Source organism: Streptomyces sp. NPDC000880 (assembly GCF_053599675.1).
The window spans coordinates 1-12,172 of sequence record NZ_JBSFMS010000170.1 but is presented as its reverse complement, the minus strand read 5'-3'; the positions used below and the strand labels follow the sequence as shown (position 1 = coordinate 12,172).

Sequence of the window (12,172 nt, the reverse complement as noted above, 5' to 3'; positions counted from 1 at the left end):
CGGAGACGGCGGCGTGACGGGGGACGGCGGGGTCACCGGAGACGGCGGCGTGACGGGGGACGGCGGGGTCACCGGAGACGGCGGCGTGACGGGGGACGGCGGGGTCACCGGAGACGGCGGCGTGACGGGGGACGGCGGGGTCACCGGAGACGGCGGCGTGACGGGGGGTGGTTCGGTGGTGTGAGTGTCGGAAGGCGTGGGCTCCGGGGTGGTGTGTGTGTCGGAAGGCGTGGGCGTCGGTTGGGCTAGGGCTGAGTAGCCCGACGAGAGGACGATGGAGCCTGCGGCCAGGCTGCTGACGGTCGCCAGGGATATTCGGCGGACCGCGCGTATTCGAGGTTCCTGTCTCGGCTTGCGTTGCATAGTCGACCCTCCTAGAGGATGACACGTGCCGTCATCAAGCGATTACGCTACGTGGCCCACCTGGAGGCGTCTTTCCGTGTTAGCCCAGTTGGGGCCCAACGGTTGAGCAGATGATCCGGCGACCATCCGGGTCACGGCCTCGACGAATGCGCCGCCCATTCCTCCCCCGGCGTCCTCGTGAGCGTCGGCCGGGTCGCGTCCCGGAGACTGCTGCCTCACTCCTCTCCAGTTCTCGCCGAGATTGACCAATCTCGGCGAGAACTTCCAATCTCCCTGAAAGATCGGCACAATGAGGGCTGTTGCTGACCTAGGAAGGGGTACCGGTGGCGTCAGAAGAATCGCCGCGCGTCCTACGGCTCACGTTCGAGTTCCACGTCCCGCGCGGCCTGCGCGCCAACATCCGGAACGAACGCCGCTTTGAAGCCGTGCAGGCCATCACCGCCGCGGTGCAGGCCCTGGCAAGCCGAGTGTTCCCGTGGGCCGACCGGATGACGGTCCGCCATGAGTGGTCCTATGCCTGGTGGGACAGGACCGAGCCGATCGAGTTGCCAGCCACGGAGAAGAACACGCCCAAGTAGTCGGCGGGCCGAGTCCCGTATGGCGACCACATAACCGAACACCCTGGCGTCATGGCCAGACCCCCCGGCGGAGAGCAACCGTCGGGGACCTCCCGAAAGAAGGAACACCGCGATGCCCTCGCGCACTCCAGCCCTCTGCCGTCTCTTCGCGCTCACCCTGTCGAGGTGACGTGACGTGTTTCGACCAGCGGATACGCACAATCACGTCACCTCCTCTGTCGAGAAGACCCCTGCTACGAGCCGCGCCCGTAAGGCTGCTGGAGCTGTGTGCCGCCTGTGTGGGCGTCTGCGCTACGAACTGATCCCGGCCGCCGCCTCCTTCGGCATGACCTGCCTGGGGTGGCTGCACCACGCGGTCGGTGTCGGCTGGCCGGACCTGGGCGGGTACGGTCTGGGCATCGCGGCTACCAGCGCGCTGACCTACGGCGGGCTGAAGTTCAAGAACAAGACCGCCACCTCCCTCGGCGTCGCTTCCACCGGCACGCTGGTGAACACCGCGATCGGCGCGATGGTCGGACCGTCCGTGCCGTCGCTCATCGCGGGCGGCGTCGTCACGATCGCCTCGTACGGCGTGTACGTGCCGTGGCTGATCAAGACCCGTCACGAGCGGATCTCCCTGCAGATCAAGGCCGCGAAAACCGCGCCCCTGCCCGACGGCATGGGCATCAACGTCAGCCAGGCCGGCGTCACGGGCGACACCGAGGAGGAGACCGCGCTGCGCCGCGCCCTGGTGGCCCTCGGCGTGCCCGCCGTGGACGTCTCCCGGCTGGTGTTCACCGACACCGGTTGGTACGCCGTGGCGACCCTCCCGCCGGGCAAGAACACCTCCGCCGCAGCCGTCATCGCCAAGCGGCGGCAGCTCGAGGCCAACCTCGACCTCCCCGGGAAGCTGCGCCTGATGGAGGGCGCCCAGGCCAACCAGCTCATCGTTCGGATGCAGACCACCGACCCGCTCGCCGAGTCGATTCCGTGGCCGGGCGTGCGCGTCTCCTCGATTGAGCAGCCCATCCCGATCGGCATCTACCCCGACGGCACCGAGATCCTGGTCGACCTGGTCGACGGGCACGTCCTCGTTGCGGGTGGCACGAACAAGGGCAAGTCCGGAGGGGTCAACGTCCTCGCTGCCAACCTGGTGGCCTGCGATGACGTCCTCCTGGCGGGCATCGACATGAAGCCCGGTGCGCTCGAGCTAGGCCCGTGGCAGCGGAACATGGTCGCGCTCGCCGACAACCCGGAGACCGCCCGCCAGGTCCTGATCTGGCTCAAGTCGGAGATGACGTCACGGGGCCGCTACCTGTCGACGCTGCGCGGCCCGAACGGGGAGCGGGTCCGCAAGTGGACCCGGAAGCACGGCAAGTACATCGTCCTGATCATCGACGAGCTCGCCGAGCTGCTGCGCCAGGCCCCGGACGTCGTCTCCGAGCTGTTGACGCTGATGCAGGTGTCCCGTGCGATGGGTATCCGCATCGTCGCGGCAACGCAGTCCCCGAGCGAGCAGGCATTCGGCGGGAAGGGCACCGACGCCCGGCAGCAGTACGGCACGCGTATCGGCCTGCCGGTGAACGAGCCGACCCCGATCAACATGATTTTCGGGACGGGCGCGTACGGGCAGGGCTGGAGGCTGGACGAGCTCGACCTGCCCGGCAAGGTCATGGTCTCGTCCGAGCGGTACAGCGAGCCGAACGAGGGCCGTTGCTACTGGATCAACGAGCAGCAGATCCACGCGACGTCGCTCGAGCACGCGCCGGCCGCCGACGGCGAGGCCGAGCAAGTACGACCGCACCCGCAGCCCGAGCATGACCCGGAGCCGCCGACTCCTCCGTCCCCGCCCGGCGGTGGCGGCCCGCGGGGTGGCCGGCCGGTCCTGCGCGCCGTGCCCACGTTCCCGGACGGCTCCCGCATCCCCGACAACCGGCTCCCCCTCTGGGAGGCCCTGCAGAAGGCTGGTCCCGAGGGCGCCACCAAGCCCGAACTGGTCGGCCAGGGCCTCGCCGGGCACACCTCCAGCCTCACCGCCCCGCTGACGCAGTGGACCGCCAAGGGGTGGCTGGACGACACCGGCAAGCGCGGCCAGGCCAAGGTCTGGCGCCTGGTCGCCGAGGGCCACATCCCCACCCCCGAAGCCCAAGCCACCAACGAGGAGAACCGCGCATGTCCCGCAAGCCCGTGATACCGACGAACGTCTACACGCCGATGGCGCAGCACCTGCCCGTCGAGCAGTACCAAGCGGCGCCGGCGTGCCAGTGCGGCCACGGGCACGGGCCCGCTCAGCCGCCCACGCAGCAGATCATCATCAAGCAGGCGGACCCGTGGTTGCGGTACATCGCCATCGGCTTCGCCGGCGCCGGGATCGGGCTGATGCTTCTCGCGGGACTGATCGTGACGCTCGTGGCGGCCGGGGTGTGCGCCCTGTGCGTCGCGGTCCTGGTCCGCGTCGCGCGGGGGATGCTCACGAAACAGCCGCGGAGTAAGTAGGCCCCGGTCTGTGTCTATCTCTGACCCACGGTGCAAAGTAGCCGCGGCGCCTCCTGATGACCCCGTTTCTTTGTAGTCGGGAACTGGTAGCCGGGCCGACCAGGCTCGGCTTCGTTCTGATGCCGAGGCCGGCCTACAGCAAGGTGTCACCCGCGCCGTCGGGGTGAGAGTCCAGCGAGAAGCGGGGCTTCCTGGCCGCCGTGCTCTGCGGCCAGCGGACCCCTGCAGCGGCGAGGTCGTCCAGCGTGGCGATGCCGCCGGTGAGGATGGACTCCAGGGTCTCGGTCTGCTGGGGTTCGAGGTCGACCAGGCGGGTCAGGACGGAGAGCAGGTCGAGGAACTCGCCGGTCCAGTCCGGGTCCCATGCCGTGGCGTTGATGTCGTCGAGCGGTGAGCTGCGGCGGCCGCCGGGCTCCTTCTTTCGGTTGTCGAACCACGCCTTAATGATGTTGCGGCCGCCGACTGCGTAGTCCCACACCTGGCGGGTGATCGGCCCGAACTCGCCGTCGCCCATGACGATGGTCTGGCGGTCCTCGTCGTAAGCCAGTGTCTCGGGCAGTGCCGTGATGGGCCTCTGGCTGAGAGGACGCTGCGGGTTGCCCACCGGCAGGCGCACGTCGCCCGCAGGCCGCCCCTTCCCGGTGAAGCACTGTCCGTAGGTGTGGAGCCACAGCACCTGGCGACCGAGATCGACCGCCTTCTCCCAGAGCCCGGCGTCCGTCGTGACGGGGATGCGCATGCCGGGCGTGGTCAGTTCGTCGGCGAACGTCTTGGTGAACGCAGGGTGTGCCGCGACGCCGGCGACATAAGCGAGGACGTCCTCTGGTGCGGCGGGGACGCCGAGGAAGCCGGTGAGCGCCGTGGTCAGGCCCGGCGCGAGGTTGGGGGCGCCGTCGGGATGGAGGAACGGGAGGGTCCTGCCGCCCTCGGAGCCTTTGAAGCAGTCGAAATCAGGGATCAGGGCGGAGAACACCACACCCGGCCCGGACCGAATGATCTTTCGGTGCTGCTCGACGACGAAGACTTGCCCAGGTATGCGTGCGGCCCAAAGGTCGCGGCGGGGCATGTCCATCACGCGGGGGTCGGCGACCACCCATTGCCGGTCAAAGGCCCGGTACCCGACGCGGGCGACGGCCGGCTTGGGCTCGGTCTCCTGGACGATGGGCTTCCCGGGCGTGGGATTGGTGCCATCACCGGGCAGGCGCGGCTTGGTCTTCTCGAGGTTGGCGTCGCGGCCTTCCTTGAAGAGCTGTGCCTTCCGTTCGCGGTTGCCTTCGCCTATGAGTTGGGACCATCGGCGCTCGAGGACGCCGCTGCTCGGCGCGTATACCCAGGTGCGGGTCGGGAACAGGCCGGGCGAGTACCAGGGCAGGAGGTCGTCGAGGGCCGGGTAGGTGTCCCACTGGCTGGTGCTGGCGGGGGTGAGGGGGGCCGTCCAGTCGGTGCGGCAGTCGCGCCATGCGTCGTCGTCGAGTTGGGTGGCGGCCAGGGCGGCGAACTTGTCGGCGCGGCGCCCGGTCACGGCGCGGTGGCGTATGCGGGCCGGCGTGGCGTTGTCGGTGTCGGCGCGGCGGACGAAGATCCCGATGGCGAGGGGCTGGCGCACGCCGGGGAAGATCCGGGTCGGTATGTCCGGGGTCTGGCCTTCCGGGGTGCAGTCGATGATCCATCCCTCGGAGGCGTAGCGGCGCAGGTAGGCTCGCATGCCCTCGAAGGCGGGGCCGGTGAGGTAGCCGGAGGTGGTGATGAAGGCTATGACGCCGAGGTTGCCGTCATCGTCGGCTGGGGTGGATTCCCAGACCTTCCAGGTGGCCCAGCGCCAGAAGAAGACGTATAAGTTCTTGAGCTTGGCCTTAAACCTGCTCATCCCGGGGACGACCCAGTCGTCCAGGATGGCCTTGTTGCCCTTCTTGGTCTTCAGCTCCAGGCCGCCGTTCTCGACCCAGCCGCCGGAGCCGTTGGAGAGTTCGGCGTAGGGCGGGTTGCCTATGACGACGGTGACGTTCGCCCGGGCCTTGATCTCGTTGGCCTCGCGGCGGGAGGCCGCTATGAGTTGGAGAGCGGACCTCAGCTGCGTCTCGGCCGCGTTGGGGTCATCAAGGGTATCGGTGACGAATAGCTTGAGCCCGCCGTCCGGCGGGACGGCCTGGTATCGGTTCAGCTGCTCGGCGGCCCGCAGCTCGGCCACCGCGTACGAGCCCATCTGCAGCTCGAACCCGGCGACCCGTTCAGCGGCCCGGGTGACCGCGCCGGAGACGGCGCCCGGCCCGTCGTGTGCGGCGGCGTTCGCCGCGATCCGCTCGAGCACCGCGTGCAGATAGGTTCCCGTCCCCATGGCCGGGTCGACCGTGAAGACCCCAGGGTCGGCGAAACCTCGCTGCTTGCCGAGGCGGGTGACGAGGACGTCGTCGGTGAGCCGGACCATCTGCTCGACGACCTCGATCGGCGTGTAGTACGAGCCAGACCGCTTCCGCAGATCGGGGTCGTATTCGTCGAGGAAGTGCTCGTACAGGTGCAGGTAGGTGTCGCGGCCGCCGCGGCGGATACGGTCCCAGTCAACGGCGTCGACCGTGCGGGCCAGCAGGTCGAGCGTGACCCGGAAGTCTCGGGCCACGTCGTCCGTGAGGAGCTGCAGCGCACGCCCCATCAGGGAGTGGTCGGCGCGGAGCTTCTCACCGATCGTGTGCAGGGACTCGCCGAAGACGGTGATGCCCTCGGTGCGGGCCAGCAGCAGGGCGAACGTCACGGTCTGCGCGTATCCGTCGGCGAACGTCGCCTCGTCCGCGTGGGGGAACAGCATCGCCCGCCACTCGGAGGCCAGCCCGAGGAAGGGCTGCAGGCGCTCGTCGGCGCCGCCCCGTACGGCCGTATGCTCAGCCGCCAGTTGGTCCTGCACCTCCCCGCGCAGCAGCCGCGTCATCCGGGCGATGGCCGTCACCAGGCCGCCGAGGCTGGTGATCGGCGCCGGCTTCCAGACCAGGAAGTCCGCCAGCAGTGCCTCGAACTCCGGCGGAGCGGTCACCCTGCCGTCGTAGAGGTCGCCCGTGAAGTGCACCGTTCGCCGGGGCTCGCCGTCCTGGTACAGGCGCCACTCGGTGCCGTTGGTGTACAGCAGGTTCGACAGGTCCTGCTGCCTCTCCCACTGCGCCTTGTCGTGGCCGCGCAGCGCGGCCGGGGCAATGGCCTTGCCGGGTGCCTTGACTTCGACGTATCCGGTGATCGCCCCGTTGATGCTGACCCCGTAGTCCGGCCGCACACGCCTCTCGGTATCACGTACCTCGTCATGAAAGACGGCCTGCACCCCGAGCTCAGGCCCAGCCGCCCGCAGCAGTTGCTCAAGCGGCGTGCGTATCGCAGCCTCCGGTTCCCCCGGGCCAGCAAGCTTCTTCGCACACTCCACGCCGAACCCCTTGACGGCTTCGGCAAGCCAACGCGGTATCTCTCCCACAGGGTTCCCCCCAATCGAACAGACCGCGATCATTCCAGATTAGGGGACCGGAGTTAACAGGCCGTCAAGAGACAGGGACAGCCGTGACCGGCCACGAGCGCGGCCGGCGAGAATCTCCGTCGGCCGTTGCCGCGTTCTCAGCTCGTGCAGGGCGACGTGTCTGCCCCTCGTGGCATGATCCCCCGTCATGGGGAGACATCAGTGGGGGACGACGGTCGTGGGCGTGCTGCTCACGGCCGCGGCGATCGTAGGGGTAAGCGGCTGCGGCGGTGACGCCGAGGCGCAGAAGCAGCCGGCGGCGAAGCCGAAGACGGTGAGCATCACCGCTGCGACCATGGCGTTCCAGGACGCGGTCACCGGGTTCGATCTGACGGACGGTTGTCCGAAGGCAGCGGGGGAGTGCTGGGACAAGATGACCGCGGTCATGGAGCCCGCGCGGGAGCTGCGGAAGGCGATGAACGCGCACAAGGCCGGGCCTGAGTTCTGGTCGGAGGCGTACGTGCTGATCGACACCATGGAGGACGGCATGGCTGTCGGGGAGGACCGGTTCACCAACCGGCCGGCTGTTCTCGGCTCCGCGCACGATCTGTACGACTGGCTCGACGAGCACCCCGTCGAGTAGACACGGCCCAATCGGGTAGGAGGGCCGCGCGCCCCTGCCCTCCTACCCGATTTCTGGGGTCAGTTGCGGCAGTGGTTGAGTACGCCGTCGGTCCAGCTGCCGACGGTGCCGCCGTTTTCGATCTCTGCCTGGATGGCGAGGGACCAGTCCTTGAGCTCGTCATCGATTCCGTGTGGGAGCTCACCCCGGCCCATCGCAGCGTAGTACGAGTTCCTGAGCCAGCCGCCATAGTCCGTCGACTTCTCGATCTCCTCCCGGGACTGCGGTACGTTCCGGTAGAGGTAGTAGTACGTGCTGGATGCCTTTCGGATCCAGGTGGTGTCGTCGCACCAGGCGTCCCGGGGCTCCCCGGCGGTGAGTTTGGCAAGGACAGCGCCTGTGAGGAAGGCTCCTACAGCTGCGATCCCTATGATCTTCTTGTTCATCCCCACCCCTTTTTCGGCTCTCCGCCTGACTGCGCATCATATGGTGGGTCGAGGCCGGGTACCGGCCCCCATCGGTACTGGGCCGAGCAGAAGAGCGCGACGTACTACTACTTCGCCGCCTGGCGCGACGACGGAACCGACCAGGTCGTCCACGAGCTCCTGCGTGCCATGTCCGTGAACGCGCCCGGCGATTAGAGGACCCGACCACAGGGGAACCCGGCCCGCAGCAGCGTGCCTCTGTGTCAGGCTTGCCCGTATGGCCCAGTACACCGATGCCGGCACCGTGTCCAGCACCACCGAGATCCTTCAAGCCCTCACCGCGCTAGGGCTGTTGAAGCGTCCGTTCTCCCCGAAGGAGTTGCCGGAGGAGGAGCAGAGGGCGGGTGGGCCGGAGATGCTGAGGCTGCGCATGGCGCACGCTCTGGCGGGGATGGCCGAGATGCAAGTGATGCACGCGGCGATCGCGGCCGGGGAGGCTGGGCACGACGGGACTGCGCTGATCCGTGCCGCGGAGTACCTGTATGAGGGTGCTGATCTCGAGAACGGTGACGGCGAGGCTCAGGTTGCGGTGCTGCGGCTGCTCTCACAGCGTCTCGCGGACATGCTCATGCTGATGACGGCTGCGATCCGGCGTGGTGACGCGACCGGTCTGCCGCTGGTGGTGATGCCTGCCATGGGTGTTGCGAGCGCTCTGAGCACCGTCATGGGCACCGCGACGCGGAAGCCCGAGGAGTGCGGTGGCAAGCCGCTGCAGGAGGCCGCTGATCAGCTTCGGGGGATGGCTGATGCCCTTGACACGTTGGCGCGCCCCTACCGGGGAGCGGAGCGGGCAGCAAAGGCCGAGTAGTCCCGAGGGCCTCGTCGCTCGTTGAGAGTGGCGGGGCCCGCGCAAGCCGTTTTAAAGAACGTTCTTAGAGTGGATAGGGATCTGATGGAGTCTTCCAGGTATTCAGTGGCCATTGATTCCAGGCACGCCAATCGCTTCAAAGCGATCCGCAAGAAGGGTTCCCGGGCAGTGTCCGAGCGCGCTAGGGAATTGATGGAGGAGGGGATGAGCGTGGTCGATGCGCGCCTGGAGGCACGGCGCCAGTGCCGTGGCCTCTGGCCTCCGCTGGACATGCTGGTGGCACGCGCGCTCGAGCAGCGCCTGAGCGAGGCAGACCTAGCCGGCCCGTGGGCTCCTTTGTCCGCCAGGGAGGAGGAGTTCATGAGCCTGTCGGGCCGGTGGCCGAGCAAGAACTACGCCGGTTTCTTGGTGAAGCGCGCCTATAACTTGCCCTCTGACCTGCTGAGAAGGATGCGCACAGTGGCGTATCGGGTGAGTGAGGCGCCGCTGGCCGAGCTCGAGGAGCGGGGGCTGACGGTCAACAGCCTGGAACTGACGGACGAGGAGCGCGAGCTGAGGGACGACCTAATCGAGAAGGTGTACTCGGTCCCGAGGATCGTGCGGGAAGCGCTCGAGCGATACGGACCCTGGCCGGGTGAGGTCGCTCAGAACGGCGATGCTTTCTAAGAACGTTCTTAGAAAATATCCGGCTCACGCAGCGGGCATTAAGCGCCTTCTAAAGAGCAGATTGGGCCTGCCGTGTGAATTATTGAATGGACTTGAATTCTTTGCTGGGAGCTGCGCTAAATATGCTCACAGTCGAATCCAAGGAGGCCGCAGTGTCGTCGTATGTCCCCGCGCTCCCCGGGCTCACCCGCTACACGTGGTGGGGCGATGTCCCCGAGGGCCTGTCCACCAAGACCCAGCTCGATGGGCAGGGCCTCAAGCCCGGCTCCGACCCCGTGGGCCAGGTGCTCTACCACGGCAACTGCTACGCACCGCTGTACGAGGACGACAAGGCAGTGCCGAAGCGCACGTGCTCACCCGCGCAGCGAGCCGTCCTCGACCGCGCCCGCGCGCTGCAGTACGAGTGCCGGCGGTGCGGCGTCCGCCGCGACTACCCGCTGGGCTGCGGCCGCTGGTGCGAGCCCTGCTCGTACGCGGCCGCGCTGTACGCCGACCACGCCAAGGCCCGGCGGTTCGCCCAAGAACTCGTCGAGGACCACGACGCCGTGATTCTGGTGGTCGCGGCCGGCCCCGGCGAGTACGCCTCGCCGGAGACCATCGCAGTCATCCGCGTCCACGACCAGGAGCTGCTGCACGCGGGCGAGGCCGGGACGTACGGCACCGCAGAGTGGCAGGCCACGCTCGACCGGCTCGACGTGCTCCTGGAGGGCCGCCGTGTCGTCCACGAGACCGACCGCGGTCCGGTCAGCCGCTACCCGTCCATCCTCGTCACGCCGCCTGGACAGCTCGTCAGCAGCGAGCGCGACGGCCTCCACGCCTGGCTGCGCCCGCACCGCGAGAGCGTCGACAAGGCGGACTACGTCTCGCGCCTGTGGCGGCAGTGGTTCGCCTGGACCCGCGACGAGTGGTCCAGCATGGCGAGCGAGCCGTGGGACTGGGAGCGCGGCACGAGGCTCGCCTGGGAGCAGACCACGCAGGCCGCCGCCGACGCGAAGACGATGACCGCGCTGCTGCACCGCATCGCTGCTGGCACCGAGCGGGTCTGGGAGCGCGCGACCTGGATCCTCGACGGACACGGTGAGCCGGACCTCAGTCGGACCCGCCGGCGGACGGCCGCGACCGGGAAGGCGGCGGCCTGATGACCTCGATCCGGTTGATGGACTCCGATTCGGGCAGGGCGCAGCGGACTGCGGACGCTGTGGAGCGGGCGCTGCAGGCGTCTCCTGAGGTGGTGGTCGGGAACGTGTCGGTGGTGCCGAACAAGCGGGGGCCGGGCGCCCGGGTCTACATGGAGGTCCTGCTGCTGGAAGCATCCGCGGCCGCCAGCACCAGCGGGGACCAGGAGGTGACCCTCGAACGGGAGGATGCGCCCCAGCCGCGGCGGGGTCGTCGAGCGGCGCTCCCGCGTGGGGCACGCCCTCAGCTCTCGTAGGCCGGCAGGACCGCCCGGAACCCGGCACGTCTCTGAACCCATCTCATCGCATCTCATCTCAACTCATCACCGTGACGAGATGCGATGAAATCGCTGTGGTAGAAATCGGGCACCGAACTTCCACAGCGACCAGGAGAGCGAAGTTCATGAGCGAGCCCACCCCCGATGCCCTGGCCGTGGAGAGCGCGGCCAAGCCGACGTGCAAGTTCCCCGGGTGCGGGGAACCGCCGGAGCCCAAGCAGGACCCCTCAAAGCCGGGCCCGGCGCCGGAGTATTGCGTCCGCGAGGACCACAACGCGGGCACCAAGTGGCGGTACGACCAGCAAGCCAAGCGGGCCGCCAAGAAGGCCGCCGGGCTCGTCGGCGCCGTGGAGGAGCCGGACACCGACAAGCCGGTCACCGATTCCGCGGCGGATGCCGTCAACGTCCGTGAACAGGTGATCCTCAAGGTCGACGGGCTGCGCGCGGACCTCGATCGCTACGTCACCCTGCTGCAGACGGTCAGTGATCCGGAGGCGGCTGAGGCCCAAGTGCTGGCGGTGGAGAGCGAGGCGAACACTCGGGTCGCACAAGCCGAAGCGCGTGCAGACCAGGAGCGCACCCGTCGGATCACCGCCGAGACGGCGAAGGAGGCGGCCGAGGGGGACAAGGCTGCCGCCGACCAGGCCGCCGAGCAGATGATGGAGGAGTTGGAGACCGCCCGCGCGGAGTTTGCGGCCGAGGTCCACCGCATTCAGACCGAGGCAGCGCGCGAAGTCCAGGAGGCACGTGACCTCCAGGAGACGAAGCGGCAGGAAGCCGAGGCTGCGGTCGCGGAGGCGCGCAGGGAGGCCGAGGACCACGTCAACGCGGCTCGGGAGGCAGCCGCCCGTGAGATCGCCGAGATCAAGCGGCGCGCCGCCGAGGAAGTCCAGACCGCGGAGAACGCCGCCGGCGAGGCGCGGGTTGACGCCGAGCGCCAGGTTGAGGAGATGACCCAGACCCTCGAGAAGGCGCAGACCGCCGCGGCGGTCGCGGTTGGGGAGGCCAACAGGAAGGCCACGGACGCTGACGAGCGCGCCAACGAGGCCGCGGACAACGCGCGGCAGGCGCGGCGTGACGCTGACACCATGGTGAAGGCTGCACAGGACGCTGCCGAGGTGGTCCGCGCCGGGCTGCAGGCCGAGCTCGAGCGCACGACCAAGCGTCTGGGGACCCAGGGGTCCTTGGAGAGCTGCATCGCCACCTCGCGGGCGAGCGCGGGCGAGCCGATGGCCTTCTGCACCAGGGCCGCCGCCACCGCCGAGTCCACGCCGCCGGACAGACCGCAGATGGCC

At 68.7% G+C, this 12,172-nt stretch carries 11 protein-coding genes and 2 pseudogenes; 10 read left to right on the top strand and 3 right to left on the bottom strand.

The genetic code is table 11. The features are described 5' to 3' along the window. The 4 genes from ACWDO5_RS33045 to ACWDO5_RS33030 all read left to right on the top strand — a co-directional run. A partial coding sequence (locus tag ACWDO5_RS33045) for a hypothetical protein (RefSeq protein ID WP_450534240.1) occupies nt 1-184 on the top strand: 184 nt, incomplete at its 5' end. A 502-nt stretch (nt 185-686) separates the two neighbouring features. Beyond that, the gene (locus tag ACWDO5_RS33040) at nt 687-941 is read left to right on the top strand and encodes a hypothetical protein (protein ID WP_450534239.1); all 255 of its coding nucleotides are present in this window, start codon (nt 687-689) and stop codon (nt 939-941) included. A gap of 265 nt (nt 942-1,206) precedes the next feature. Further along, the gene (locus ACWDO5_RS33035; RefSeq protein ID WP_450534238.1) at nt 1,207-3,111 is read left to right on the top strand and encodes an FtsK/SpoIIIE domain-containing protein; all 1,905 of its coding nucleotides are present in this window, start codon (nt 1,207-1,209) and stop codon (nt 3,109-3,111) included. Beyond that, nucleotides 3,093-3,416 (top strand): hypothetical protein, encoded by a 324-nt coding sequence (locus ACWDO5_RS33030; protein WP_450534237.1) that lies wholly within the window; start codon nt 3,093-3,095, stop codon nt 3,414-3,416. Before ACWDO5_RS33035 ends, ACWDO5_RS33030 begins: the two co-directional genes overlap by 19 nt. Nucleotides 3,417-3,549: 133 nt before the next feature. Here ACWDO5_RS33030 and ACWDO5_RS33025 read toward each other — a convergent pair whose 3' ends face one another. Then, the gene (locus ACWDO5_RS33025; protein WP_450534236.1) at nt 3,550-6,672 is read right to left on the bottom strand and encodes a type ISP restriction/modification enzyme; all 3,123 of its coding nucleotides are present in this window, start codon (nt 6,670-6,672) and stop codon (nt 3,550-3,552) included. Between the two features lie 379 nt (nt 6,673-7,051). On the opposite strand from ACWDO5_RS33025, the gene ACWDO5_RS33020 reads away from it, so the two are divergent. Beyond that, nucleotides 7,052-7,486 (top strand): hypothetical protein, encoded by a 435-nt coding sequence (locus ACWDO5_RS33020; RefSeq protein ID WP_450534235.1) that lies wholly within the window; start codon nt 7,052-7,054, stop codon nt 7,484-7,486. A 59-nt stretch (nt 7,487-7,545) separates the two neighbouring features. Here the strand turns inward: ACWDO5_RS33020 and ACWDO5_RS33015 are convergent, their stop codons facing one another. Continuing rightward, entirely contained in the window at nt 7,546-7,911 is a 366-nt protein-coding gene (locus ACWDO5_RS33015) for a hypothetical protein (protein WP_450534242.1), read from the bottom strand. Between the two features lie 87 nt (nt 7,912-7,998). On the opposite strand from ACWDO5_RS33015, the pseudogene ACWDO5_RS33010 reads away from it, so the two are divergent. From ACWDO5_RS33010 to ACWDO5_RS32990, 5 genes and pseudogenes are all read left to right on the top strand, one after another. After that, nucleotides 7,999-8,121 (top strand): annotated as a pseudogene (locus ACWDO5_RS33010) (IS5/IS1182 family transposase); the annotation flags it as partial. Nucleotides 8,122-8,167: 46 nt separating this feature from the next. Then, a complete protein-coding gene (locus tag ACWDO5_RS33005; protein WP_450534241.1) occupies nt 8,168-8,758 on the top strand; it encodes a hypothetical protein in 591 nt (196 codons plus the stop codon). A 204-nt stretch (nt 8,759-8,962) separates the two neighbouring features. After that, on the top strand, nt 8,963-9,424 hold the full coding sequence (locus tag ACWDO5_RS33000) for a hypothetical protein (protein ID WP_450534234.1): 462 nt from the start codon (nt 8,963-8,965) through the stop codon (nt 9,422-9,424). 152 nt (nt 9,425-9,576) lie between these two features. After that, a complete protein-coding gene (locus ACWDO5_RS32995) occupies nt 9,577-10,563 on the top strand; it encodes a hypothetical protein (protein ID WP_450534233.1) in 987 nt (328 codons plus the stop codon). Next, entirely contained in the window at nt 10,563-10,856 is a 294-nt protein-coding gene (locus tag ACWDO5_RS32990) for a hypothetical protein (RefSeq protein WP_450534232.1), read from the top strand. Before ACWDO5_RS32995 ends, ACWDO5_RS32990 begins: the two co-directional genes overlap by 1 nt. Nucleotides 10,857-12,099: 1,243 nt before the next feature. Here the strand turns inward: ACWDO5_RS32990 and ACWDO5_RS32985 are convergent. Further along, nucleotides 12,100-12,172, bottom strand: a pseudogene (locus ACWDO5_RS32985) (hypothetical protein); the annotation flags it as partial.